Raw genomic sequence first — 24,809 nt, 5'->3', positions numbered from 1 at the left:
CACTCACTGTCCGCTGAGGTACTCGGCCACGGCGGCCATTTCCAGCTCGGTCATTTTTTCGGCCACCGCATGCATCACCGCGTTGTCGTTGGTGCGTTCGCGTTTGTTGAACTGCTTGAGCTGGGTGTGCAGGTAGCCCGAAAACTGGTGGGCCAGCCGGGGCAGGTGGGCTGCGCCTTCGCCCTTGGCGCCGTGGCAGGCCACACAGGCCGGCACGCCACTGAACTTGTTGCCGTTGGCGTAGATGTACTCGCCCATCTTGGCCAGGCCCGGGTCTTTGGGGGCCTCCTTGGGTGGCGTGAACTTGGCGTAGTAGTGGCCGAGTGCCAGCATCTCCTCGGGCGTGAGCTTGGCCACCATGTCGGCCATGGCCGTGCTTTTGCGCTGGCCCGACTTGAAGGCCGCCAACTGCTTGGCCACGTACTCGGCGTGTTGGCCGGCGAGGCGCGGGAAAATTTCGCTGGTCGATTCGCCCTGGGCACCGTGGCACAGGAAACACGAGCCGCCCGCGATCTTCTTGGCGCGGGCCTCGTCCACCTGGGCCCAGGCGCCGCCGCTGGCCTGCCAGGCTGCCACTGCGGCGATGGCGATCAGGTACTTCTTCATTGCATAACCTCAGACTGATATTTGCTGGAAAAAAACGCCCCGGTTCCCCGGGGCGTTGGCCTTACGCCAGCGTGTCGGCCCAGATGTTGCGCGCCCAGGCCAGGGCGTAACGGCCTTCGAGTTCGCTGGCAGCTGATGAGACGCCGCCCGAACCCGGCACGGTGAGCATGGTTTTTTTCTCGGCGTCGTAGCGGTGCACGCTGGCCACATGCACCACGTCTTCGTCAGTGACAAAGCTGTAGCAGGTGTTGGCGTAGATGGGCAGCTGCGGCGGGGCCTTGCCCGCCAGCAGCGACACCACGGCGGCCGCACAGGTTTTGCCGTGCTGGTTGGCCATGTGGCCCGACTTGGGCATGCCCGGTGCGATCTGGATCGAATCGCCCAGCACATGCACGTTTTTGGCGGCTTTGGATTCGAATGTCAGGAAATCGACCTCGCACCAGCGCTTATTGGCGGTGGCCAGCCCGGTCTTGACGGCGATGTCACCCGCCCGCATGTCGGGGATGACGTTGGCCACGCCGGCCTTGAAGTCCTCGTTGAATTCGAACTTGAGCGTGTTGGTGGCGGCGTCCACGTCGGTCACCTTGTGTTTGGGCCGGTACTCGATCATGCCCTTGTAGTGCTCGTCCCAGGCCTTCATGAACAGGCCCTTCTTCGACTGGATGTCGTCGTTGGCGTCGAAGATGACGACCTTGCTCTTGGGCTTGGCCTTCTTGAAGTAGTTGGCCACCATGCAGGCGCGCTCATAGGGGCCGGGCGGGCAACGGTAGGGCGCCAGCGGGATGGACATGGCGTACACACCGCCATCGGGCAGGGCTTCGAGCTGCTTGCGCAAGGCCACGGTTTGTGCGCCCGCTTTCCAGGCGTGCAGCACCTTGTCTTTGGCGGCCTGGCTGGCCATGCCGGGCAGGCTGTCCCACATGAAGTCGACGCCGGGCGAGACGATCACGCGGTCGTAGGGCAGTTCGCCGCCACTGGCGAGTTTGACCACACGTTTCTCGACATCGATGCTGGCCACCATGTCGCGCACCAGCTTCACGCCGTGGCGCTTGGCCAGGTTGTCGTAGGGCGTGGTGACGTCGGCAATGGTCTTGGCGCCATTGATGACCAGGTTGGAAATGGGGCAGGACACAAAGGCGGCGTTGGGCTCGACCAGGGTCACGTTGACCGTGTTGTCTGAGAACAGACGCAGGTATTTGGCGGCGGTGGCGCCGGCGTAGCCACCCCCAATCACCACCACCTTGGGGCCGCTGCCACCCGCGGTGGCACAACCACCCAACACACCCAGGCCCGCGGCGGCTGAACCCACCCCCAGCGTTTGAACAAAATGACGGCGTTGCAACATGGTGGGTTCCTTATTTTTTCTGGGCGGCAAAGTAGGCCGAAATCTGGGCCAGCTGCTCGTCGCTGTAGCCCTTGGAAATCTGGTGCATCAGCGTGGCGGGCTTGCGGCCGCTCTTGAAGTCCATCAGCTTCTGAACCATCTCGTCTTTGTCCTTGCCGGCCAGCGACTCCATGCCGGGCTGGGCGCGGCCGTCGGTGCCGTGGCAGTTGGCGCAGGCGGCGGCCCACACACGGACTTGGTTGACCTGGGCCTGCGCGGGCAGGGCAATGGCGCTGGCAGCAGCCAGCACAAGGGGAAGGGACCAAAAGCGCATCAGCGTCTCCTCGGGGTGGCGCAACCTGAAGGGTTGCTCAAAAGAATGGGGCGCACTGCTTGAATATAAGCAATGACTATTTTGTGTGCGCCCGTGCAATTGTGAAACAGGGGACAAACCCTGTGGCGGGTTGTCAGCTTAGCGCAATCCTGCGGTGCCATGGGTGGCGGGGTTGCGTGTGCAGGACGCCGCGCCGTCCCTCAGCTGCGCGCGCTCACTTCCAGGCGCATCTGCGTGCAGAACGATTCGCCAGGCGCCAGCACCCGCAGGCCCAGCCGCTCGCTGCTGTGCCCTTGCGCGTGCAAGCTCCAGGCGTTGTTCACGTGGCTCACCGGCTCCACGGCCACGAAGTCCCGCGTCGGCTGGGTGTAGACGACCAGGTGCCTGAGCGGCGCACGGATGCGCACATCCAGCGCTTCGTCGCGCAAGTGGGCCACGCCCGCCCAGCCATCGAAGCAGTGGTCCACGTCCAGCGTGGCGCAATCGGTGTCCAGGCCTGGGCTGGGGCGGTGGCCGGTGGGCAGCTTGTCACTGCCCATGTCCCAGCGGCCACTGGCCTCGAACCGCAGGTGGCTGTGAGGCCGCTTGACGAAATAGGGGTGCCACCCCAGCCCCACCGGTGCGGGCACGGAAGACTGGTTGGTGATGGACAGCGTGAGTTCCAAGGCACCGTCCAGCAATTGCAGGGTCTGGGAAGCGTCGTAGGCAAACGGCCAATGCGGTTCGGCCCGGTGCTCATGGGCCAACAGCAGAAAGCGGTCGCTTTGCTCCAGCACCGCCCACGGGCGCATCCAGCCCACCCCGTGGATGGCATGGGCTTCGGTGAGCGCGTGGGTCACGAGCGGGTGGCCTGTGCCCTGCCACAGCAGCGTTGCCTGGCCGATGCGGTTGGAGAACGGCACCAACGGAAAGCTGCCGCATTCACGCACCGAGTGCAGTGTGTCGCCGGGGGTGGAACGCAGCACCGGCAGCCCATCGCACCACAGGCCGGCAATGCAGCCGCCCAGGTCGGGGCGCACGTCGCAGTGCAGCCCACCCTGCCTCAGGGTCACAGTGGCCATGGCGGAATCAGTTCAGCAAGGCCTGGGCGAATTCGCGGGCATTGAAGGTTTCGAGGTCTTCGAGTTTTTCACCCACGCCGATGAAATAGACCGGCACCGGTTTTTCCATCGCTATCGCGGCCAGCACGCCGCCTTTGGCGGTGCCGTCGAGCTTGGTGACCACCAGGCCCGTGAGCTGCAAGGCGTCGTCAAAGGCGCGCACCTGGTTGAGCGCGTTCTGGCCGGTGTTGCCATCGATCACCAGCAGCACTTCGTGGGGCGCTGTGGCGTCGGCCTTCTGCACCACGCGGCGGATTTTTTTCAACTCTTCCATCAGGTGCAGCTGCGTGGGCAGGCGCCCGGCGGTGTCGACCAGCACCACGTCCTTGCCGCGCGCGCGGCCCGCACTCACTGCGTCAAAACTCACTGCGGCGGGGTCGCCACCCTCCTGGCTGACGATGTCCACCAGATTGCGGTCGGCCCACACGCCCAGCTGTTCGCGCGCGGCGGCGCGGAAGGTGTCGGCCGCAGCCAACAGCACCGAGGCGCCCTCGGTGGCCAGGTGTTTGGTGAGCTTGCCGATGGAGGTGGTTTTGCCCGCGCCGTTGACGCCCGCCACCATGATGACCGTGGGGGTGTGTTCGCCAATCACCAGCGGTTTTTCCAGCGGGCGCAGCAGGTCGGCCAGGGCTTCGGCCAGCAGGCCTTTCACGGCGCTGGGCTCGGTGGCTTTGGCTTCTTTCACGCGGCGCTTGAGGTCGTCCAGCAGGAACTGTGTGGCCTTCACACCGGTGTCGGCCATCAGCAGCGCGTCTTCCAGTTCTTCGTACAGCGCGTCGTCGATGCGGGTGCCAGTGAACACCGTGGCGATGCTGGAGCCGGTTTTGCGCAGGCCGGCCTTGAGGCGGTCCAGCCAGCCCGAACGGGCCTCAGCAGGCGAGGCAACCGGCACGGGTGTTGGTGCAGGTACGGGCGTTTGCACAGATGCAGGTGCAGGTTCCGGCGTCACGGCCGGCGCCGGTGCGGGCTCCAAGGTGCGGGCCGGTTCAGCCAAAGGCGCCGGAGCTGGTACCGCCGGCTTGTCCGCGAACGGGTTGCGCAACCACGACAGGCCGCCGGCAGGCGCGGGCGCGATCGGGGCGGCCGGTTCTGACACCACAGGTGTCGCTGGTTGGGTCTCGGGGCTGCCAGCCACGGGGGGTGGCGGGGCTTTTTTCTTGAAAAAACTGAACATTGGCGCGTTTATAGAATCGCTTGCATTCTATGAAACCCACATTCATCCGCTGGGCCGCGTTGCTGCTGGCCGCCTTGCTGTCCCCTCACACGTGGGCACAGACCGAGCGTTTCACCCTGGCCAATGGCCTCACGGTGATCGTCCAACCCGACCGCCGTGCCCCCACCGCCGTGCACATGTTGTGGGTGCGTGTGGGTTCGATGGACGAGGTGGACGGTGCATCGGGCGTGGCGCATGTGCTGGAACACATGATGTTCAAAGGCACGCCCACGGTGGGGCCAGGCGAGTATTCACGCCGCGTGGCCGCGCTGGGGGGCACCCACAACGCCTTCACCAGCCGCGACGCCACGGTCTACCACCAGCAGGTGCCGTCCGATCAGGTGCTGGCGGTGATGGCCTTGGAGGCCGACCGTTTTGCCAACAACCAGTGGAGCGACGACGAGTTCCGGCGCGAGATCGAGGTCATCAAGGAGGAGCGGCGCCAGCGGGTGGAGGAGTCGCCCCGGGCGCGCTTTTTCGAGGCCTACACCGCCCAGGTGTTTCTGGCCAGCCCCTACCGGCGACCCGTCATTGGCTGGATGAGCGACATCGAGTCCCTCACGCCCGACGACGCGCGCGCTTTCCACCGCCAGTGGTACGTGCCCGCCAACGCTGCCGTGGTGGTGGCCGGCGACGTGGACCCGCAGCAGGTGCGCCTTTGGGCCGAACAGACCTACGGTCGCATCCCGGCCAAGGCTGTGCCCGAGCGCAAACCGCGTGTGGAGCCGACCCAGCAAGGCCCCCGCCGATTGGAGTACCGTGCCCGTGCCGAGCAATCGGTGATCACGTTGGGGTGGAAAGTGCCCCAGTTGCGCGACCCCGCCGCCACCGACGCTGAGACGCAGGACGCGTTGGCCCTGACCCTGCTGGCCAGTGTGCTCGACGGCTACAACGGTGCCCGCCTGGGCCGCGCCCTGGTGCAGGGAGAAGGCGGTCAGCGCTTGGCGGACAGCGTGGACGCGGGTTACGGCTTGTTGGGTCGGGGCCCTCAGCTGTTTTCGCTCACAGGGGTGCCAGCGCCTGGTGTGGGCGTGGACCAACTGGCCGATGCGCTGCGAACACAGCTGCGGCGTGTGGCCGAACAGGGTGTGACCGAGGCCGAACTCCAACGCGTCAAAACCCAGTGGCGAGCGAGCGAGGTCTACAAGCTCGACTCGGTGGTCAACCAGGCGCGCGAACTCGGCAGCTATTGGCTCAATGGGTGGGGCTTGGATGCCGGCGAACGCCTGTTGCAACGCCTGATGGCCGTGACGCCTGCGCAGGTGCGGTCGGTCGCGCAGCGCCTGTTTGACGAACGGCAGCTCAGCGTGGGCGTGCTGGTGCCGGAGGCCAAGCCATGAAACAAGTCACTCAGATGTTGGGCGCCGTCGCGCTGGCCCTGGCGGCCCATGGCGCCCAGGCCGCCTTGCCCATCGCGCAGTGGACCCACAGCAGCGGTGCCCGCGTGTACCTGGTCAGCAGCCCGGCCATTCCCATGCTGGACGTGTCGGTGGACGTGGACGCCGGCAGCCGGCGTGACCCCACCACCCAGATCGGCCTGGCACGCGCCACGGCCAGCATGTTGGACAAAGGCGTGCAAGCCGCAGCAGGGCAGCCCGCGCTGGACGAAAACGCCCTGGCCGAGGCCTGGCTGGACATCGGCGCCCAGTTTGGTGCCAGCGCCAGCAGCGACCGCATGTCCTTCTCGCTGCGCACCTTGACCGACCCGGCCTTGCTGGAACGGGCGGTGGCGCTGGCCGCGCGCCAGATGGCCCAGCCGGCCTTTCCTGCCGAGGTGTGGGCGCGCGAACGCGAGCGCAGCCTGGCCGCCTTGCGCGAAGCCGAAACCCGCCCCGGTACCCACGCAGGTCGCGCTTACGCCGCTGCGGTGTACCAGGGGCACCCCTACGGCGCCCAAACCACGGCCCAAACGCTGCAAGCCATCGGTGTGAACGACATGGCCGGCTTCTACCGCCAGCATGTGATGGCCTGTGGTGCGCGCATCAGCATGGTCGGCGCGATCGACCGTGCCACGGCCGACCGCATTGCCGACCGCCTGTTGGCCGCCATCGCACCCAACGGTTGCCGCAGCCTCGCCCCCGTGCCTGAGGTGGTGCCGTTAGCGGCAGCCAAGGACGAGCGCATCCCCTTTGCCGCCGCGCAGGCGCAGGTGCTGTTGGGCCAGCCCGGCGTGCGCCGCGACGACCCGGACTTCCTGACCTTGCTGGTGGGCAACCACATCCTTGGCGCGGGGGGCTTCACTTCGCGCCTCATGGACGAGGTGCGCGAAAAGCGTGGACTGACCTACGGCGTCTACAGCAGCTTTTCGCCGGGGCGCCACGCCGGCCCCTTCACCGTGAGCCTGACCACCCGGCCCGACCAGGCCGAGGCGGCGCTGGCCTTGTCGCGCGAGGTGGTGGCCCGTTTTGTGGCCGAAGGGCCCACTGAGGCCGAGCTGCAGGCCGCCAAGGACGCGCTCATCAAAGGGTTTGCCCTGCGCCTGGACAGCAACCGCAAGCTGCTGGACAACGTGGCCAACATCGCCTGGAACGATTTGCCGCAGGACTACCTGGACACCTGGACCACCAAAGTGGCGGCGGTTTCGGTGGACGACATCCGCCGCGCCTTCCAGCGTGTGCTGGCGCCCCAGCGCATGGTCAGCGTGATCGTGGGGGGAATGGCGCCATGAACATGCGCAGCAAAAGCAGCGGCGGCGCGCGGCCGGCGGCGAGTGCCCCCGGCGTGGTCCGCATCATCGGCGGCACTTGGAAGCGCAGCAAGCTCGCGGTGGCGGCGGCCCCGGGCCTGCGGCCCACGCCCGACCGCGTGCGCGAAACCCTGTTCAACTGGCTGGGCCAGGACCTGAGCGGCCTGCGGTGCCTGGACGCTTTCGCCGGCAGCGGCGCGTTGGGTTTCGAGGCCGCGTCGCGCGGCGCCACCGAGGTGCTGCTGATCGAGCAGGCGCCCGCGTTGGTGGCCAGTTTGCGCGACAACGCCACCCGCCTCCAGGCCAGTCAAATCACCGTGCAACGTGGTGACGCGCTCAGCCTCATGCGCCAGCGCGCCGGCCAGGCCTGGGACGTGGTCTTTCTGGACCCGCCGTTTGGCGACGGCCAGAACGAGGCCCTGTTCCGCGACGCCTTGAAGGCGGCGCGCGATCTGGTGAGCTCGAACGGCTTGCTCTACCTGGAAGCGCCCCGTGTGTGGACGGACGCCGAGCTGGCCGAACTCGGTTGGCGCCTGTTGCGCCAGGGCCGCGCCGGCCAGGTGGCCTTCCATCTGTTGGGGCCACAGGCGCCGGGCGGATAATCGGGGGCATGAGCACGCCTGTTTCTGCCCGCCGCATCGCCGTCTACAGCGGCACCTTCGATCCCCTGACCCTGGGCCATGAGGACGTGGTGCGCCGTGCCGCCGGCCTGTTCGATGAACTGGTGCTGGCCGTGGCCATGGCCCACCACAAGAAGACCTTGTTCAGTCTGGATGAACGCATCGCCATGGCGCGCGCGGCGCTGGCCGGTGTGGCCAATGTGCGGGTCGAACCCTTCGACGGGCTGATCATGGATTTTTGCCGCGAGCAAGGCGCTTGTGCCGTGCTGCGCGGCGTGCGCAACGTCACCGACTTCGACTACGAGGCCCAGATGGCGGCCATGAACCGGAAGCTCTTGCCTACGGTCGAAACGGTGTTCCTGTTGCCGCAGGCCGAGTTGCAGTGCATCTCCAGCACCTTGGTGCGCGAAATCTCCAAGCTGGGCGGCAACGTGGCCGCCATGGTCAGCGTGCCCGTGGCCGCCGAGCTGCAACGGGTGCATGGCCCGGCGCGGGTGCAATGTTGAACGGGAGCACACCATGGCACTGATAATCACCGACGAGTGCATCAACTGCGACGTTTGCGAGCCCGAATGCCCGAACGAGGCCATCTACCTCGGGCCTGAAATCTACGAAATCGACCCGGCCAAATGCACCGAGTGTGTGGGCCATTTCGACGAACCGCAGTGTGTGCAGGTGTGCCCTGTGGCCTGCATCCCGGTCAACCCACAGCACGTGGAAAGCCAGGAGACGCTGTGGCAGAAATTCCAACGCTTGCAGAAGGCGGGTCAGCCCTTGTCGGCTGCCGGTGACGGCTCGGCGCCGGCCGCCTGAGCGGGTGGCACCTGGCGAGGCGGTTTGGGTCGGGGTGGCTTGCTGGTGTGGATGCGCGCCGTGGCCTCGTTCATGCGCCCGGCCAGCAGGTCGGGCAAGGCCAGCAGGCAGCGCGTCAATGAGGCTTCGATGGCGTCGCGCTGGTCGGGCGCGGGTTTCTTGAGCACCCAGTTGGCCACTTCGCTTTTGTCGCCCGGGTGGCCAATGCCGATGCGCAGCCGCCAGTAATCCGGGCTGCCCAGTTGGGCATGGATGTCGCGCAGGCCATTGTGTCCCGCGTGGCCACCGCCCTTTTTGAGCTTGCATTCGCCGGGGGCCAGGTCCAGTTCGTCGTGCACCACCAGCACCTCTTCGGGCGCGATCTTGAAAAAGCGTGCCAGGGCCGCCACCGCTTGACCAGAGCGGTTCATGTAGGTCATGGGCTCGAGCAGCCACACCGGCTGGCCCGCCACGTTGGCACGCGCCACGTTGCCGAAATAACCCTTTTCGGCCACCAGGTGCACCTTGAGTTCGCGCGCCACCGCCTCCACCCACCAGAAGCCGGCGTTGTGGCGGGTCTGTTCGTATTCCGGGCCGGGGTTGCCCAGGCCAACGATGAGTCTGATCATGGGGCGCGATTATCGGTGGCTTGTGGTCCAGCACTGAGAAACAAAAAGGCCCGCGCGGGGCGGGCCTTTTGAAGCGCAAGGCGAAGAATCACTTCTTCTTCTTGCCCTTCTTGTCGTCGGCGGCTGCGGCCACGGGAGCGGCAACCACTTCTTCCACCGGGGCCACCAGGGTGGCGATGGTGACGGCCTTGCGACCGTGGGTGACGATCTTGACGCCAGCGGGCAGCTGGATGTCGGAGGCGTGGATGCTGGCGCCGGTGGTGGCGTTGCTCAGGTCCACCGTGATGTGCTCGGGCAGTTGCACGGCCAGGCACTCGATTTCGATTTCGGTGACCACGTGGTTGACCACACACTTGTCGGTCTTGACGGCCGGCGAGTTTTCAGCGCCCACGAAGTGCAGGGGCACCTTCTTGTGCAGGCGGGTCTTTTCGTCCACGCGCTGGAAGTCGATGTGCAGCACTTGCTGCTTGAAGGGGTGGTACTGCACGTCGCGCAGCAGCACTTTTTCAACCTTGCCGCCCAGTTCCATGTCGAGGATGGAGGCGTGGAAGGCTTCCTTCTTCAGGGCATGCCACAGCGCGTTGTGATCGACTTCGATCGTCACAGGTGCGGTGCTGCCACCAAAAACGATACCAGGCGCGCGGCCGGTGTTGCGCAGACGGCGGCTCGCACCCGTACCCTGCTTGTTGCGCTCAAAAGCGACGAATTGCATAACGTTCTCCAGATGAGGGGTTCCGCGACCAGAACGCCTCTGTTTCAAAAGGCGCCCCACATGGGGCACCGGCTTTTTGTTGCTTTTCAGGCCCTCAGAAGAGGTTCTCCTGATCGGCAAACAAACTCATGACCGACTCGCCGGAAGCGATGCGCTGGATGGTTTCTGCCATCAGCGGCGCCACCGAGAGTTGGCGGATCTTGGCGCAGGCCTGTGCGGCCTGGCTCAGGGGGATGGTGTTGGTCACCACCACTTCGTCCAGGGCGTTGCCCTTGGCGATGCGGTCGATGGCCGGACCCGAGAAGATGGGGTGGGTGCAGTAGGCGTAGACGCTCTTGGCACCGCGCTCCTTGAGCACCTCGGCCGCTTTCACCAGCGTGCCGGCGGTGTCGATCATGTCGTCCATGATCACGCAGTTGCGGCCGTCGATGTCACCGATCACGTGCATCACTTCCGATACGTTGGCTTTGGGGCGGCGCTTGTCGATGATGGCCATGTCGCAACCCAGTTGCTTGGCCAGAGCACGTGCGCGGACCACGCCGCCCACATCGGGCGACACCACCAGCAGGTCGGGGTAGGCTTTCTGGCGCAGGTCACCCAGCAGCACGGGCGAGGCGTAGATGTTGTCGACTGGGATGTCGAAAAACCCCTGGATCTGGTCGGCGTGCAGGTCCATGGTCAACACGCGGTCCACGCCCACGGCTTGCAGCATGTTGGCCACCACTTTGGCCGAGATGGGCACGCGGCTCGAACGCGGGCGGCGGTCCTGGCGGGCGTAACCGAAGTAGGGGATGACGGCCGAGATCTTGGCGGCAGAAGCGCGCTTCAGGGCATCGACCATGATGATGAGTTCCATCAGGTTCTCATTGGTCGGTGCGCAGGTGCTTTGCACAATGAACACGTCGCGGGCACGCACGTTCTGCGTGATTTCCACGGTCACCTCGCCATCCGAGAAGCGGCCGACATTGGCCGAACCCAGGGTGGTGTTGAGGTGCTGCGCGATGTCAGCGGCCAGCACCGGGTTGGCGTTGCCGGTGAAGATCATGAAATCTGGCGGTTGCGGCTGCATGGCGGGCCCCAATGTTGCAACGGTGTTGTGCAACGGTGTTGTGCAACGTTGAAAACAGAACAAGCGACCATCACAAAAGTTTTGGTCGCTTGTCTCGGTGCTGGTGGTCGCTGGACCACCAGGCTTGCTATCAGGTTTGGCAGGGGAGGAAGGACTCGAACCCTCGCATGCCGGAATCAAAATCCGGTGCCTTAACCAACTTGGCGACTCCCCTACGCAGGTTGTTTGTCATAACGACAAACAACCGAAACTGTCGCTGTGCAACGCATTGTCTTGCGAGGCGGGCGTGATTCTAACCTTCACACCAGGCGCGCAATGGATGCTCTGCCCAATTGCTGCAAATTTTTACTTGCCAGCCCGGTGGCGCGTCGGACAAGTCCGTGCTTTCCACCCAGGGCGCAAACACCGCGCTGCCCGATCCGGTCATGCGTGCCTGGAGACCCTTGCGGGACAACCAGGCGATGCAGTCCGAAATCTCGGGGCACACGGCTTGCGCCACGGCCTGCAAGTCATTTGCCCCAAAGTTCCAGATCTGATCCGGATTTTGTTGAGCATCTGCAGCAAAGCCTGAGAGTATAGCAGGCTTTGTGTCTCTTTTCAAAACGGATGAGCCAAAGATCGCGGCCGTGGATGCCCCGGTAGGGGGCTTGACCACCACAAAACGCCCGGGCGGCAGCGCCACCGGGGTCAGTTGCTCGCCAATGCCCTCCACCCACGCGTTGCGTCCGCCAACAAAAAAGGGCACGTCGGCGCCCAGGGTCAAACCGATGTGGGCGAGTTGCTGGCGAGACAGGCGCAGGTCCCACAGGCGGTTGAGGGCCAGCAGCGTGCTGGCCGCATCGCTGGAGCCACCGCCCATGCCAGCCTCGGAAGGCAGGCGTTTTTCCAGCGTGATGTCGGCGCCCAGGGTGCAGCCCGTGGCCGTCTGCAGGGCCTGGGCCGCGCGGACGACCAGGTCGTGTTCGGGCAATGTCGTGCCAGGCAGGGCGTCAATGCGGTGGATGGCACCGTCCGCGCGCAGCTTGAAATGCAGTGTGTCGCACCAGTCGATCAGCATGAAGACCGATTGCAGCAGGTGGTAGCCGTCGGGCCGGCGGCCCACGATGTGCAGAAAGACGTTGAGCTTGGCGGGTGCGGGAACGTTGCGCAGTTCGGTGGGCGTTTCAATGACCGCTGTGTTCATGGCTGCAGGCGGATGCGCAGTTCCGCACGGGGCAAGGGTGTCAGGCGTTGTGCCAGGATGCGGCCATCGCTGTGGCCGCTCAGATCGGCCGACCAGCCGGGCACCTCGCTGGCCAGGCCACGCAACCACTGGAAGAGCGCGGGCAAAGGCAGGGCCGCGCCCGTGAGTTGTTCGGTCAGCTCGTCCATGTGGGCGTAGGCGAGGGTGCGCTCGCCTTGTTGCAGCGTGGCCCCGGCGGGCGACCAGCGTGCCACCGCCACGGTCTGGCCCAGCGGCGAAAGCAGTGCCAGCTCGCCTTCGCGCGCATCACCGTGCAACTCGAAGGCGGCACTCATGGACTGCGGGGGCTCTGCCGCCACGCTCAGTGCCAGGCGGCCACTCCAGAAATGGTCTTGTGGCGCCGACGGTGGGGGCGTGGCACAGCCGATCACCCCGACCAGCAGCGCAGTGATCAGACCCCAGCGACAGGCCCGTCCAAAACGGCTCACGGTTGGGCCTGCAAACGCCGCAGGGTGTCGGTGAGTGTTTCGTTCTCGTTGTTGAGCAGCAGGCCTTCGCGCCACACCTGCAGCGCCCGCTCGCGTTGGCCTGCCACCCACAACACTTCGCCGAGGTGGGCCGCAATTTCGGCATCGGGCCGCTGGGCAAAGGCGCCCTGGAGGATGCGCAATGCCGCGTCGATGTTGCCCATGCGGAACTCCACCCAGCCCAGGCTGTCCTGGATGTAGGCGTCGTCGGGCGCGCGTGCCAGCGCCTGTTCGATCAGCGCCTTGGCTTCGGGCAGGCGCGACTTGCGTTCGGCCAGCGAATAGCCCAGCGCGTTGTAGGCGTGGTGGTAGTCGGGCAGGCGCGACATCAGGCCACGCAGCAGCCGCTCCATGTCGTCAAAACGGCCCGCCTTTTCGGCCACCATGGCCTGTTCGTAGACCAGATCGGGGTCGTCGGGGTACATCGCCACTGCCTTGGCGTACAGCTCGTAAGCCAGGTCAAAACGTTTGTGGTCGCGCAGCAGCTGGGCTTCGGCCAGCAGCTTGGTGCGCGCGTCGGCGGGCAGGCGTTCGGGCGCCTTCTGCAGCAACTCGCGCGCGGCGTCGAGCTGGCCTTGGCGCGCCAGCATCGAGGCGCGGCGCATCTGCACCGCAAACACCTCCTGGGGGTTGTCGATGCGGTCCAGCCAGGCGGTGGCGGCCGCAAAGTCGCGCCGTTTTTCGGCCAGCTGCGCCAGCAACAGAAAGGCCTGCACACGCCCGCGTGCAGCGGCGTCGCCGCCCCCTTCGGTGGTTTGCAGGTAGCGTTCCAGCGCGGTGCTGGCCAAGGCGTCGCGGTTGTCGCGCGCATGCAGCGTGCCCAGCAGCAACCAGGTGTCTGCGGGCGCATCGCTGGTCTCGCTCAGCGCATTCAACACCTTCAGCGCGTCGGCAGAGCGCTGGCTTTCCAGCAGCACGCGGCCGTAGGCCAACTCCACCAGCCGATCGCCATCGCGGCTGGCTCCCAGGTAGCGTTTGACCAGGGCTTCGGCGCCTTCGCGTTGTGAGGCTTCCTCCATCAGGTCCAGAGCCAAGGCGGCCGCTGCGCGGGAACGCACCGAAGCTGTTTGCGCGCGGCGCGCGGCCTCCAGCGCATCGGCCAAGCGGCCAGCGGCCAGTTCCATGCGACCCACCGCCACCCAGGCCGCCGACGCATGTGGACCGTTGGCCAACTCGTCGCGCAGGGCTTCGCGCACCGCCAGCGCGGCCGCCGGTTTGTCGTTCACACGTTGGAGGGTGGGGGGGATGGACAGGATCAACTCATCGCGTGTGTCGGGCTTGCCTTGGGCCACCAGCTGGCGCAAGACCGGCGCCGTGTCGGCCACGCGGTTCAAGGCCAGCAGGATTTGCAGCTTGTAGCGCAAGGCCTCGCTGCTGTCCTTGTTGGCGTCGGCCCAGGCGTTGGCCGCGCTCAAGGCTGCGTCGCCGGACCGGGCCTGCAGCGCGATCTCCACCGCGCGGCGGAACAGCTGGGGGTTGAGCGTGCGCCGCGCCGCGTCCAGCACCAGCGAGTAACCAGCGCCAGGGTCGCCGCCGCGCACCTGCAGTTCGCCCAACAGCAGTTGGTAGAACAGCTCGCCGTCCATGTTGGAGGACGCCGGCACCGGCGCGACGGGGGCTTGTGCCCAGGCCTGCGGCGCAAGCGCGAAGGCGCCCATGGCCAAACCCAGACAGCAGGCCAGTTTGGAGGGAAACAGGGCAGCGGCTTTCATCGGGTCATGATAATGGAAGGGTCATGACCCCCTGCCCGCCCATGGGCTTGTGGCCTCTTGCTTTACCCGGCGCTCACACACCATGCCCGAACTCCCCGAAGTCGAAGTCACGCGCCAGAGTTTCGCCGCCGCCATCGCTGGTGCGCGCATCCAGGGCTTGTACCTGGGCTTGCCCTTGCGCTGGCCTTTGGGTGTGGATGCCAGCGTGCTGCACGATCAGACCGTTCTGGGTGTGCGTCGCCGTGGCAAATACCTGCTGATGGATCTCAGCGATGGGCTGTTGTTGTGGCACCTGGGCATGTCTGGCAGCCTGCGCTTTGACGTTGGTTTGCCACCTCCGGGCAAACACGACCATGCCAACCTGGTGACCGACCGTGGCACGCTGCGGCTGCACGACCCGCGTCGATTTGGTGCCGTGGTGTTTGCGCGCGACGAGGCCGATCCCGTGGCGACCAAGCTGCTCGGTGGGCTGGGTGTGGAGCCGCTTGAGCCTGGTTTTGCGCCGGCGCCATTTCACGCCGCGCTCAAAAAGCGCCGCGCGCCCATCAAGCAGGTGCTGCTCGCTGGCGACGTGGTGGTGGGGGTGGGCAACATCTACGCCTCCGAGGCCTTGTTTGCCGCCCGCATACGGCCCACCAAACGAGCCCACCTGTTGACCGGCCCGCAGGCCACGCGCCTGCACACCGCTGTGCGCGAGGTGTTGTCGCGTGCCTTGGCCCTGGGTGGCAGCACGCTCAAGGACTTCAAGAACGCCCACGGTGAAAGTGGCTACTTCCAGCTCGATGCCATGGTGTACGACCGCGCGGGCCTGCCCTGCCGCGTGTGTGGCACTCCCATCAAGACGCTGCGCCAGGGGCAGCGTTCCACCTTCTTCTGCCCACAGTGTCAGAAAGCCTGAGCGCCGCCAAGGGGGGCGGTGCTATATTGGCCCGATCCTCGATTCGCCCGCCCGACACGCCATGGACTTCAACCAGGAATTCGACCAGCATGGAGCTTGGCGCCGCCAGTTTGCCCAGCGCCTGAAGCAACTGAGCGAATGGCTGACTGAGCACGAGCTGATGGACGCCGGCGTGTTGGCGCGGCTCGACCAGTTGCAGTCACAGGTCAAGGCCGACAAGGTCATGGTGGCCTTTGTGGCCGAGTTCTCGCGCGGCAAGTCCGAACTCATCAACGCCGTGTTTTTTGCCGGTTACGGGCGGCGCATCATGCCGGCCAGCGCCGGGCGCACCACCATGTGTCCAACCGAGCTGGGCTACGACGCCGATGTCGCGCCCTGCCTGCGGCTCCTGCCCATCGAGACGCGGCTGCAGCCGCAGTCGCTTTTGGAATGGCGCAGCGCCCCGCAGGAGTGGGAGCGGATCGATCTCGACGTGAACGACCCCGCCCAACTCGCCCAGGCCATTGAAAAGGTGGCCGAGGTGGTGCGGGTGGACCAGGCGCAGGCGCGTGCCCTGGGTTTCTGGCACGACGAAACCCCCGAGGACAACCCCTTGCCGGGGCCCGATGGTCTGATCGAGGTGCCGCGTTGGCGCCACGCTCTCATCAACATGGCGCATCCCTTGCTCAAGCAAGGGCTGGTCATTCTGGACACCCCCGGCCTCAACGCCATCGGCGCCGAGCCCGAGCTGACCGTGAGCCTGCTGCCCCAGGCCCATGCGGTGGTTTTCATCCTGGCCGCCGACGCGGGCGTGAGCAAATCCGACCTCACCATCTGGCGCGAGCACCTGGCACCGGCGGCCGAACGCATCGATTCGCGCCTGGTGGTGCTCAACAAGATCGACACGCTCTGGGACGACCTCAGCACGCCCGAGTACATCGCCGCACAAATCCAACGCCAGCGCGAGAGCTCGGCGCGGGTCTTGGGCTTGAGCGAAGACCAGGTGATCGCCGTGTCGGCCCAGAAGGGCTTGCTGGCCAAGGTGCAGCAAGACCCCGAACGCCTGGCCGCCAGCCGCCTGCCCGAGCTGGAACAGGCACTGGGCGAGGGCTTGCTGGGCCGGCGCAAACGCATTTTGCAAGGCGTGGTGTCCGACGGTATTCAGGAGTTGCAACGGGAAACCGGGCGCATGCTGCATGCCCAGGAACGCGAGCTGGTCGAACAACTGCAGGAACTCGAAGGCCTGCGCGGCAAGAACGCCACCGTGATCCGGCAGATGCGCTTGCGCATCGAACAGGAGCAGGCCGAGTTCGACAGCAGCGGCGCACGCATTCAGGCGGTGCGTTCGGTGCACCTCAAACTGTTGCGCGAGCTGTTTGGCCTGCTCAGCACCACCACCCTCAAGACCGAAGTGGCCCAACTGGCCGAGGCGCTGAAGAAACCGGGCATCAAGTTCGGCGTGAAAAAAACCTATGGCGAGAGTTTCGACCGTTTGCGCGACGTGTTGCAGCGCTCGCAGAAGATGGGCGAAGACATCCAGACCATGCTGGTCAACAGCTTCAAGAGCCTGAACGTGGAGTTCGGCTTTTCGCTGCAACCGCCGGCCGCACCCGATCTCAAACGCTACCGCGACGACCTGGCGCTGATCGAGCGCAACCATGTGCAGTACCTGGGCCTGACCAATGCCCTCAAGCTGGCCCAGCCCGAATTTGCCGAGCGGCTGGCGCGGGCGCTGATGTCGCGCCTGAAGGCGGTGTTCGATGCCGCGCTGGTCGAGGTCGAGGCCTGGAACAAGTCGGCCGCCGCCCAACTGGACGGGCAGCTGCGCGAACGCCGTCGCAACTTCACCCGCCGCATCGAGGCGGTCACCCGCATCCAGACTGCGGCCAGTGGCCTGGACGACCGCATTGGCGAACTGACGCAGACGTCGGCCGCGCTGAGCGCCACCCAGGTGCGCCTGGCCGAGCTGTGTGCGCAGCTGTTGGACGATACCGTGCCCGAGGCCACATCGACCACACCGGCCGCCGAGGCCGAAGCGCCCGAGCAACCGGCCTGATGCGCCCGCACGTTCCGGCTTCTGCCACTGCGCAGGGGCTGCCCCCTGCCTTGTTTGCCCGCCTGGTGGCCTGGCAGCGCACCCACGGCCGCAGCCACCTGCCCTGGCAACACACGCGCGACCCGTACCGCGTGTGGTTGTCCGAAATCATGCTGCAGCAGACGCAGGTGGTCACCGTGTTGGGCTATTACCAGCGTTTTCTGGCGCGCTGCCCCACCGTGTCCGACTTGGCGGCCGCGCCAGCGGACGAGGTGATGGCTTTGTGGAGCGGCCTCGGCTACTACAGCCGCGCGCGCAACCTGCACGCCTGCGCGCAACAGGTGGTGGCGCGTTTTGGTGGCGTGTTCCCCCGCACTTCGGCCGAGCTGCAAACCTTGCCCGGCATCGGTCCGTCCACCGCGGCGGCCATCGCCGCCTTCTGTTTTGGTGAACGCATTTCCATCATGGACGGCAACGTCAAACGGGTGTTGTCGCGCGCCCTGGGATTTGATGGCGATCTGGCGCAGGCCGCCAACGAGCGTGCCCTGTCGACACTGGCCCAGGCCCTGGTGCCAGCCGGCGCCAGCCACGACGACATGATTGCCTACACCCAGGGCCTGATGGACCTGGGCGCCAGCCTGTGCGCGCGCAGCCAGCCGCAATGTCTGTTGTGCCCGCTCTCAGCCGACTGCCGCGCGCTGGCGGGTGGTACGCCCGACGCCTACCCGGTGAAAACACGCAAGCTGGTGCGCCGGCACGAGAGCTGGTGGCTGCTGGCCTTGCGGCGCAGCGACGGCGCCGTGTGGCTGGAGCGGCGCCCGCCCCGTGGCATTTGGGCGGGCTTGTACTGCACACCGGTGTTTGGCGACGAAGCCGGCCTGCTGGCCGCACTGGCTGGCTGGGGCCTGGACGCGGCTGCGGTGCACTGGCAGGCCGCCCGCAAACACAGCCTCACCCACCGCGAATTGCGGTTGCTGCCCGCCGTGCTGGACGTGGCTGATGCCTGGGATGTTGGTCTCACTGAAGGCCGCTGGGCCACAGGCGCCGAATGGGCCGATCTGGGCATTCCAGCGCCGGTTCGAACCTGGCTGACCGAGGGCTGATCAGTCCAGCTCGCGGTGCCGCAGGCGCACCGCCCAGTGCGGCGCGAACTCGGCGGCCAGCGTTTCGACCATGTAGACCGAGCGGTGCTGCCCGCCGGTGCAACCCACGGCCACGGTGACGTAGCTGCGGTGGTCGTGCTGCATGGCTGGCAACCAGCGTTGCAGAAAACCTGAAATGTGTTCGCGCATGGCCAGCACCTCGGTTTGTTCGCGCAAAAAGTCGGCCACCGGGGCGTCGCGCCCGGTGAGCGGGCGCAGTTCGGGCTCGTAGTGCGGGTTGGGCAACATGCGCACGTCGAACACAAAGTCGGCGTCCATGGGGATACCCCGCTTGAATGCAAAGGACTCGAAGACCAGCGTGAGCTGCGACGGCCGCACGTCGATCAATGCCTTGATCTGGCTGCGCAGCGCGGCCGACTTGAGCAGGCTGGTGTCCAGCACCAGGGCGCGGTCACGCAGGTCGGCCAGCAGGTCGCGTTCGAGCTCGATGGCGTCCATCAGGGCGCGTTGCTGGTCGGCCGCGTCGGCCAGCGACAGCGGGTGCATGCGCCGGGTTTCTGAAAACCGGCGCAACAGCGTGTCGGTGGTGGCGTCCAGGAAGACCGTGGTGAGCTGCACACCACTCTGACGCAAGTTGTGCAGGCGCTTGGGCAGGCCGGGCAGAGAGGACGCACTGCGCACGTCCATGGCCACGGCCACGCGTTCGGCCTGGAAGCCGTTTTCCAGTGCCACAAAGGCTTCCAGCAGTTCCGGCGGCAGGTTGTCCACGCAGTAAAAGCCAGCGTCTTCCAGCGCGTGCAAGGCCACCGATTTGCCCGAGCCGGACATGCCGGTGATGAGCACCAGTTGCATGGTCTTGTTGGTGGGGGGGACGTCAGACACTGGCAGCGGCCTCCAGCATTTCGCGTGCGTGCGCCAGCGAGGTGCCCGAGCTGGCGTTGCCGCCCAGCATGCGTGCCAATTCCTGCACACGCTCGGTGGTGTCCAGCGCCTGCACCTGACTCACAGCGCCCTGGCCACCGCTGCGTTTGGCCACCAACAGGTGCTGATCGGCGCAAGCGGCCACCTGGGGCAGGTGGGTCACGGCCAGCACCTGGCGGTCGCGGCCCAGGCGCTGCATGAGTTGGCCCACGGTTTGCGCCACGGCACCGCCCACGCCCGAATCCACTTCGTCGAAGATCAGCGTGGGCGCTTCGCCCAGCTCGCTGGTGGTGACGGAAATGGCCAGCGCGATGCGCGAGAGTTCCCCACCCGAGGCCACCTTGCCCACCGGGCGCGGCGTGCTGCCGGCGTGGCCTGCCACCAGAAATTCCACCTGCTCCAGCCCATGGGCCTGCGGCTCTTCAAGCGGCAGCAGGCGCACCTCAAAACGGCCACCCTGCATGCCCAGGCCTTGCATGGCCGAAGTGATGCCTTCGGACAAGCGGGCCGCACCTTGCTGGCGCAGCTTGGACAGGCGCTTGGCCTCTTTCATGAAAGCCGCTTCGCGCGCCGTGGCTTCTTTCTGCAAACCGTCCAGGTCGCTGGCGCGGTCGATGTCGGCCAGCTGGGTTTTCCAGTCGGCCAGGCGTTGGGGCAGTTCCTCCGGTGTGCAGCGGTAGCGCCGCGACAGCGACAGCCAGCTGGTCAGGCGTTCGTCCAGGGCCTGCAAGGCTGCGGGGTCGATCTCGGTGTGGCGGCTGTAGTGCTGCAGGCTGTGCACGCTGTCCTGCAGCTGGGCCTGGGCGTCTTCCAGGGCCTTGAGCACGTCTGCGAAGCGGGATTCGATGCCCACGTGTGATTCGAGCAGCGCACTGGCGCGGGCGATGAGCGACAAGGCGCTGCTGTCCTCGTCGTCCAGTGCGGCCAGGGCGCCTTGGGCGGCGCCGATCAGGTCTTGTGCGTGGGCCAACCGGCCGTGTTGTGTGTTGAGATCGTCCCACTCGTCCGCGCCTGGTGCGAGTTTGGCCACTTCACCGATCTGCCAGCTCAGGCGCTCGCTTTCTTGCTGGCGTGTGGCCAGTTGGCTGCGTGCGGTTTCAAGCGCCTTGAGGGCGCCGCGCCAGTCGGCCCACAACCCAGGCAGGGCGTGGGTGGCGATGCCGGCGTACGCGTCGAGCAGTTGGCGCACGGCGTCGGGCCGGGTCAGGCTTTGCCAGGCGTGTTGCCCGTGGATGTCCACCAGGCTGTCGGCCAGGGCCTTGAGCTGCCCGGCGGTGGCAGCACCTCCGTTGATCCACGCCTTGCTGCGCCCCTGGGTGTCCACCGTGCGGCGCAGCAGCAGGCTGTCTTCGGCGTCGAAACCGTTGTCGGCCAGCCAGGTGGCGATGGGTGGGGTGATGTCGAACTCGGCCGACACCTCGCAGCGCGCCGCGCCTTCGCGCACCACGCCGCTGTCGGCGCGGGTGCCCAGCACCAGTTGCAGGGCATCGATGAGGATGGACTTGCCGGCGCCCGTCTCCCCCGTCAACACGGTGAAGCCGGCGCGCAAATCCAGTTCCAGGCGCTGGACGATCACAAAATCCGACAAAACAATGCGCAACAAGGCCATGTTCAGGCCACTCCTTCGTTCCAGTGCAGCTTCTTGCGAAGCGTGTCGAAATAGCTCCAGCCCGTGGGGTGCAACAGCCGCAGCTGGTGGGGCGAGCGTTTGACGATGATGCGGTCGCCGTGCGTCAACTCGGTGAAGGTCTGCATGTCGAAGTTGGCACTGGCGTCTTTGCCGGCCACCAGCTCGACGCTGATTTCGCCGTCGGACGGCAACACGATGGGGCGGTTGGACAGCGTGTGGGGTGCGATAGGCGCCATCACCCAGCCCGCAATGGCGGGGTGCAGCATGGGGCCGCCGGCCGACAGCGCGTAAGCGGTGGACCCGGTGGGCGAGGCGATGATCAGGCCGTCGGCACGCTGGTTGGCCACAAAACGCCCATCCACCGCCACACGCAACTCGATCATGCTGGCGGCCGGGCCACGGTTGACGACCACGTCGTTGAGTGCGGTGGCCTTGAACACGCAGCGTTCGTCGCGCCACACGCTGGCTTCAATCAGTGCGCGCCGGTCTTCATCAAAGGTGCCGCGCAGCATGGGGCGCAGCTTGTCGGCGTATTCGCCATAGGGCACGTCGGTGATGAAGCCCAGCCGGCCCTGGTTGATGCCCACCAGCGGGGTGCCGAAGCGGGCCAATTGGCGCGCAATGCCCAGCATGGTGCCATCGCCACCCACCACCAGCGCCAGGTCGCAGCGGGCGCCAATTTCTTCCACGCCCAGCGCGCCGTATTGCATGAGACCGGTGTTGTGGGCGGTGTCGCGCTCCATGGCCACATCGCATCCCTCGTCGTGCAGGAAGTGGGCAATGCCATCGAGCGCGTCGCGCGAACCCAGGGCCTGGTATTTGCCCACAATGGCCACGTGCTTGAAGCGCAACGGGGCGGCTGGGGCGCTGGTTGCGGGGTGTGGCGGCGTGTGCGGGATCATGCGCAAATTACAACACAGGCTCTTAGAATGGTTCCATGCTAGATGACCGTTCCAAGTTGTTGCTCAAGGCGCTGGTCGAGCGCTATATCGCCGATGGGCAACCGGTGGGTTCGCGCACGTTGGCCAAGGCCACCGGGCTGGAACTGTCACCGGCCACCATACGCAACGTGATGAGCGATCTGGAGGAACTGGGCCTGATCGCCAGCCCACACACGTCGGCGGGGCGCATCCCCACCGCGCGCGGCTACCGGCTGTTTGTGGACACCATGCTCACCGTCAACCGCGACCAGCTGGCCGCACAAGACGGCATGGCGACCGCGAGCCTGCAGGCCGATCAGCCGCACAAGGTCATCAACCACGCCGCGCAGCTGCTGTCCAACATGTCGCAGTTTGTGGGCGTGGTCATGGCGCCCCGGCGCAGCACGGTGTTCCGCCACATCGAATTCCTGAGCCTGTCCGAACACCGGGTGCTGGTCATCATCGTGTCGCCCGACGGCGAGGTGCAGAACCGCGTCATCCACACGCAGACGGTGTACACCCAGTCGCAACTGCAAGAGGCCGCCAATTTCCTCAACGCCCACTACGCGGGCTTGACCATGGAGGCGGTGCGCGAACGCCTGCGCCACGAGGTTGACGCGCTGCGCACCGAAATCGCCCAGCTCATGGTCACCGCTGTGGAAGACGACCCCAGCAGCAACCAGACGGCCGATGAGGTGGTGGTGGCCGGTGAGCGCAACCTGTTGTCGGTGACCGAGTTTTCCAGCGACATGGGCAACCTGCGCCGCATGTTCGACCTGTTCGAGCAGAAGGCCCAGCTCATGCGCCTGCTGGACGTGTCCACGCAGGCCGAAGGCGTGCGCATCTTCATCGGCGGCGAAAGTCAGGTGGTGCCCTACCAAGACCTGTCGGTGGTGACCGCGCCCTACGAAGTGGATGGCCAGGTGGTGGGCACGCTGGGTGTGATCGGCCCACAACGCATGGCCTATGACCGCATGATCCAGATCGTGGACATCACCTCCAAGCTGGTCAGCAACGCACTGAGCCACAACAAATAGCGGCCCAACCGCTGCGCTTACAATCCCGCGCTTGGGCGGGCCGTTAGCTCAGTTGGTTAGAGCAGAGGACTCATAATCCTTTGGTCGTAGGTTCAAGTCCTACACGGCCTACCATATGTGACAAGGACTTACCTCTGAAAAGAGGTGTCTTTTTCACCGTTGTGAGCCACCATGGGACACTGGTGGGACAGTTGGCGGCAAGCGCCATCAACTGCGGGCTACACACCACAACAAAAGCTGGCTATCATGCCTGCCGTGCACAGCGCACATGCGATGAAACCTTGACTCGGTAGAGGCTGGGCGGAGCGAAGCGCTGACCTGTCGTTGCGTCTATCACGCTTCCAGGTCAGGGGTTTTGAAGCCGCTTTTCAAGGTGATCGCATCATGGCATCCATCGAACGCCGTGTCGCCCAAGACGGAACCGTTTCGTTCAGGGTAAAAATCCGGGTAAAGGGCCACGCGCCCATCTCAGCAAGCTTCCGCCGCAAGACAGACGCGCTCAAGCACGCGACGCGCGTCGAGGCCGACATCTTGGCTGGACGCTATAAGGTGGTGGCGGAAGCAAGACGCCACACGTTTGCAGATCTCTGCGACGAATACATCAAACAGGTCTTGCCACTTCAGCCCAAGAGCGAGGATAAGAAGCGCCTGCATCTCGCCTACTGGCGCTCCAAGTTCGGGCCTATGTGGCTCGCTGACATCACGTCCGCAGCTATCGTTCAGTGCCGTAACGAGCTGCTGGCGGGTTTCACCAAGCGCAAACGCCTGCGTACCCCCGCCACGGTAGTCCGCTATCTCGCCACGCTCTCACACGTATTCAGCATCGCCATGCGTGACTGGCAGTGGGTCGAAGACAATCCGGTCCGCAAAATTACTAAGCCCAGGGAGCCTCGTGGGCGCGAACGGTTTCTTTCGGACGCTGAGCGAGAAAAGCTGCTTGTAGCTTGCCGTCAGTCAAAAAGTCCGGTGCTCTATGCCGTCGTCGTGCTAGCGATTTCGACTGGTATGCGACGCGGGGAGATCATGAATCTCAAGTGGACCGATGTCGACCTTCAACGCGGCACCATCCTGCTGCGCGAGACCAAAAATGACACGTCGCGCTGTGTGCCTCTGATCGGGCACGCCAAACAGTTGCTTGAGGATCTGTCGAAGGTGCGTCGCATCGACACGGCGCTGATCTTTCCCAACTTGCGTGGAAAAGGGCCGGTCGAACTCAAGCGCCCGTGGGACGCGGCCATCGACGCGGCCGGTCTGGAGGACTTCCGCTTTCATGATCTGCGCCACACCGCAGCCTCCTACTTGGCCATGAACGGTGCTACCACCGTTGAGATTGCGGCAGTGTTGGGTCATAAGACACTGGACATGGTCCGCCGTTACAGCCACCTCACGAACAGCCACACCGCAAAAGTCGTCGGAGCGATGAACGACAAAATCTTTGGGGGTGCGCATCATGGCTAAAGCAGACACAAGAACAGTTGACAGAGACGGCTCTTGCGGTGTCTTGGCGGATCTGAGGTTGCCCCCGAAAAGTGGAGCTCTTAGCCTTGTTGAAAATATCGACAAGGAGCCGAGAGATGACACACAAGCAGTTGCGTGCGCAGTACACGCAAGAGTTCAAAATGGAGGCGGTGCGCCAGGTGCGGGCGGGTCAGGCCATTGCCGTGGTGGCCAAGGTCTTGGGCATACCCAAAGCCAGCCTGGGCAATTGGGTTCGCCAGTCGGCCAAGGGCGATTTGAGCGGGGCGGGTGCTGATGACAAGGTTGCCAGGGTGTCCCCAG

General features: G+C 65.6%; 25 protein-coding genes and 2 tRNA genes. 12 read left to right on the top strand and 15 right to left on the bottom strand.

Features of this window, described 5'->3' with window-relative positions:
- Window positions 1-3 precede the first annotated feature (3 nt).
- From ACFQPB_RS10630 to ftsY, 5 genes are all read right to left on the bottom strand, one after another.
- A complete protein-coding gene (locus ACFQPB_RS10630) occupies window positions 4-606 on the bottom strand; it encodes a c-type cytochrome (protein WP_382203478.1) in 603 nt (200 codons plus the stop codon).
- Between the two features lie 61 nt (window positions 607-667).
- Window positions 668-1,948, bottom strand: coding sequence for an FCSD flavin-binding domain-containing protein (locus ACFQPB_RS10625; protein WP_382223328.1), 1,281 nt, complete (start codon window positions 1,946-1,948; stop codon window positions 668-670).
- Window positions 1,949-1,961: 13 nt separating this feature from the next.
- Window positions 1,962-2,264 (bottom strand): c-type cytochrome, encoded by a 303-nt coding sequence (locus tag ACFQPB_RS10620; protein ID WP_382203480.1) that lies wholly within the window; start codon window positions 2,262-2,264, stop codon window positions 1,962-1,964.
- Between the two features lie 200 nt (window positions 2,265-2,464).
- Window positions 2,465-3,325: an aldose 1-epimerase gene (locus ACFQPB_RS10615; RefSeq protein WP_382222848.1), complete on the bottom strand. Its 861-nt coding sequence runs from the start codon at window positions 3,323-3,325 to the stop codon at window positions 2,465-2,467.
- 7 nt (window positions 3,326-3,332) lie between these two features.
- Window positions 3,333-4,538 (bottom strand): signal recognition particle-docking protein FtsY, encoded by a 1,206-nt coding sequence (gene ftsY / locus ACFQPB_RS10610; protein ID WP_382222845.1) that lies wholly within the window; start codon window positions 4,536-4,538, stop codon window positions 3,333-3,335.
- Between the two features lie 29 nt (window positions 4,539-4,567).
- Between ftsY and ACFQPB_RS10605 the strand changes: the two genes are divergently transcribed.
- From ACFQPB_RS10605 to ACFQPB_RS10585, 5 genes are read left to right on the top strand one after another with little or no spacing between them, the layout of a single operon-like run.
- Window positions 4,568-5,917 carry a M16 family metallopeptidase gene (locus ACFQPB_RS10605; protein ID WP_382222842.1) on the top strand — a complete coding sequence of 450 codons (1,350 nt, stop codon included), beginning with the start codon at window positions 4,568-4,570 and terminating at the stop codon, window positions 5,915-5,917.
- Window positions 5,914-7,245 carry a M16 family metallopeptidase gene (locus tag ACFQPB_RS10600; RefSeq protein WP_382222840.1) on the top strand — a complete coding sequence of 444 codons (1,332 nt, stop codon included), beginning with the start codon at window positions 5,914-5,916 and terminating at the stop codon, window positions 7,243-7,245. Before ACFQPB_RS10605 ends, ACFQPB_RS10600 begins: the two co-directional genes overlap by 4 nt.
- Window positions 7,242-7,865: a 16S rRNA (guanine(966)-N(2))-methyltransferase RsmD gene (gene rsmD, locus ACFQPB_RS10595; RefSeq protein WP_382222837.1), complete on the top strand. Its 624-nt coding sequence runs from the start codon at window positions 7,242-7,244 to the stop codon at window positions 7,863-7,865. The genes ACFQPB_RS10600 and rsmD overlap by 4 nt, the downstream gene beginning before the upstream one ends.
- Window positions 7,866-7,873: 8 nt before the next feature.
- Complete coding sequence (gene coaD / locus ACFQPB_RS10590; protein ID WP_382222833.1) at window positions 7,874-8,389, top strand: pantetheine-phosphate adenylyltransferase; 516 nt, start codon at window positions 7,874-7,876, stop codon at window positions 8,387-8,389.
- A 13-nt stretch (window positions 8,390-8,402) separates the two neighbouring features.
- The gene (locus ACFQPB_RS10585; RefSeq protein ID WP_382222830.1) at window positions 8,403-8,696 is read left to right on the top strand and encodes a YfhL family 4Fe-4S dicluster ferredoxin; all 294 of its coding nucleotides are present in this window, start codon (window positions 8,403-8,405) and stop codon (window positions 8,694-8,696) included.
- Here the strand turns inward: ACFQPB_RS10585 and pth are convergent.
- The 7 genes from pth to ACFQPB_RS10550 all read right to left on the bottom strand — a co-directional run bounded on the left by pth (window position 8,651) and on the right by ACFQPB_RS10550 (window position 14,507).
- Window positions 8,651-9,304 carry an aminoacyl-tRNA hydrolase gene (gene pth, locus ACFQPB_RS10580; RefSeq protein WP_382222827.1) on the bottom strand — a complete coding sequence of 218 codons (654 nt, stop codon included), beginning with the start codon at window positions 9,302-9,304 and terminating at the stop codon, window positions 8,651-8,653. The two genes, ACFQPB_RS10585 and pth, sit on opposite strands and share 46 nt — an antisense overlap.
- 88 nt (window positions 9,305-9,392) lie before the next feature.
- Entirely contained in the window at window positions 9,393-10,016 is a 624-nt protein-coding gene (locus ACFQPB_RS10575) for a 50S ribosomal protein L25/general stress protein Ctc (RefSeq protein ID WP_382222824.1), read from the bottom strand.
- 94 nt (window positions 10,017-10,110) lie between these two features.
- Entirely contained in the window at window positions 10,111-11,085 is a 975-nt protein-coding gene (locus ACFQPB_RS10570; RefSeq protein WP_382203500.1) for a ribose-phosphate pyrophosphokinase, read from the bottom strand.
- Between the two features lie 137 nt (window positions 11,086-11,222).
- Window positions 11,223-11,299, bottom strand: a tRNA-Gln gene (locus ACFQPB_RS10565).
- A 78-nt stretch (window positions 11,300-11,377) separates the two neighbouring features.
- Window positions 11,378-12,268 carry a 4-(cytidine 5'-diphospho)-2-C-methyl-D-erythritol kinase gene (gene ispE, locus ACFQPB_RS10560; protein ID WP_382222821.1) on the bottom strand — a complete coding sequence of 297 codons (891 nt, stop codon included), beginning with the start codon at window positions 12,266-12,268 and terminating at the stop codon, window positions 11,378-11,380.
- Entirely contained in the window at window positions 12,265-12,756 is a 492-nt protein-coding gene (locus ACFQPB_RS10555; protein ID WP_382222818.1) for an outer membrane lipoprotein LolB, read from the bottom strand. Before ACFQPB_RS10555 ends, ispE begins: the two co-directional genes overlap by 4 nt.
- A complete protein-coding gene (locus ACFQPB_RS10550) occupies window positions 12,753-14,507 on the bottom strand; it encodes a tetratricopeptide repeat protein (protein ID WP_382222815.1) in 1,755 nt (584 codons plus the stop codon). The genes ACFQPB_RS10555 and ACFQPB_RS10550 overlap by 4 nt, the downstream gene beginning before the upstream one ends.
- Before the next feature lie 82 nt (window positions 14,508-14,589).
- On the opposite strand from ACFQPB_RS10550, the gene mutM reads away from it, so the two are divergent.
- The 3 genes from mutM (at window position 14,590) to mutY (ending at window position 18,522) form a co-directional block, all read left to right on the top strand.
- Window positions 14,590-15,405: a bifunctional DNA-formamidopyrimidine glycosylase/DNA-(apurinic or apyrimidinic site) lyase gene (gene mutM / locus ACFQPB_RS10545; RefSeq protein WP_382222812.1), complete on the top strand. Its 816-nt coding sequence runs from the start codon at window positions 14,590-14,592 to the stop codon at window positions 15,403-15,405.
- 61 nt (window positions 15,406-15,466) lie between these two features.
- Window positions 15,467-17,440 carry a dynamin family protein gene (locus ACFQPB_RS10540; RefSeq protein ID WP_382222809.1) on the top strand — a complete coding sequence of 658 codons (1,974 nt, stop codon included), beginning with the start codon at window positions 15,467-15,469 and terminating at the stop codon, window positions 17,438-17,440.
- The gene (gene mutY / locus ACFQPB_RS10535; RefSeq protein ID WP_382222806.1) at window positions 17,440-18,522 is read left to right on the top strand and encodes an A/G-specific adenine glycosylase; all 1,083 of its coding nucleotides are present in this window, start codon (window positions 17,440-17,442) and stop codon (window positions 18,520-18,522) included. Before ACFQPB_RS10540 ends, mutY begins: the two co-directional genes overlap by 1 nt.
- Here mutY and rapZ read toward each other — a convergent pair whose 3' ends face one another.
- Genes rapZ through ACFQPB_RS10520 form a run of 3 tightly spaced genes read right to left on the bottom strand, consistent with a single transcriptional unit; the run spans window position 18,523 to window position 21,975 of the window.
- On the bottom strand, window positions 18,523-19,374 hold the full coding sequence (gene rapZ, locus ACFQPB_RS10530; protein ID WP_382203563.1) for an RNase adapter RapZ: 852 nt from the start codon (window positions 19,372-19,374) through the stop codon (window positions 18,523-18,525). It lies immediately after the preceding gene.
- A 22-nt stretch (window positions 19,375-19,396) separates the two neighbouring features.
- Window positions 19,397-21,052, bottom strand: coding sequence for a DNA repair protein RecN (gene recN, locus ACFQPB_RS10525; RefSeq protein WP_382222803.1), 1,656 nt, complete (start codon window positions 21,050-21,052; stop codon window positions 19,397-19,399).
- A gap of 2 nt (window positions 21,053-21,054) precedes the next feature.
- Window positions 21,055-21,975 (bottom strand): NAD kinase, encoded by a 921-nt coding sequence (locus ACFQPB_RS10520; protein WP_382203516.1) that lies wholly within the window; start codon window positions 21,973-21,975, stop codon window positions 21,055-21,057.
- Window positions 21,976-22,010: 35 nt separating this feature from the next.
- Between ACFQPB_RS10520 and hrcA the strand changes: the two genes are divergently transcribed.
- The 4 genes from hrcA to ACFQPB_RS10500 form a co-directional block, all read left to right on the top strand.
- Complete coding sequence (gene hrcA, locus ACFQPB_RS10515; RefSeq protein ID WP_382203518.1) at window positions 22,011-23,030, top strand: heat-inducible transcriptional repressor HrcA; 1,020 nt, start codon at window positions 22,011-22,013, stop codon at window positions 23,028-23,030.
- Window positions 23,031-23,067: 37 nt separating this feature from the next.
- Window positions 23,068-23,144: transfer RNA gene (locus ACFQPB_RS10510), tRNA-Ile, on the top strand.
- Between the two features lie 270 nt (window positions 23,145-23,414).
- On the top strand, window positions 23,415-24,488 hold the full coding sequence (locus ACFQPB_RS10505) for a tyrosine-type recombinase/integrase (protein ID WP_382222800.1): 1,074 nt from the start codon (window positions 23,415-23,417) through the stop codon (window positions 24,486-24,488).
- Between the two features lie 116 nt (window positions 24,489-24,604).
- Window positions 24,605-24,809, top strand: a 205-nt coding sequence (locus ACFQPB_RS10500) for a transposase (protein WP_382222797.1), incomplete at its 3' end; no start/stop codon positions are given.

Source organism: Hydrogenophaga atypica, from assembly GCF_042665215.1.
Lineage (GTDB): Bacteria > Pseudomonadota > Gammaproteobacteria > Burkholderiales > Burkholderiaceae_C > Hydrogenophaga > Hydrogenophaga defluvii_A.
Note: the sequence above shows the minus strand (reverse complement) of the source record. Positions and strands in the feature narration are given on the sequence as shown.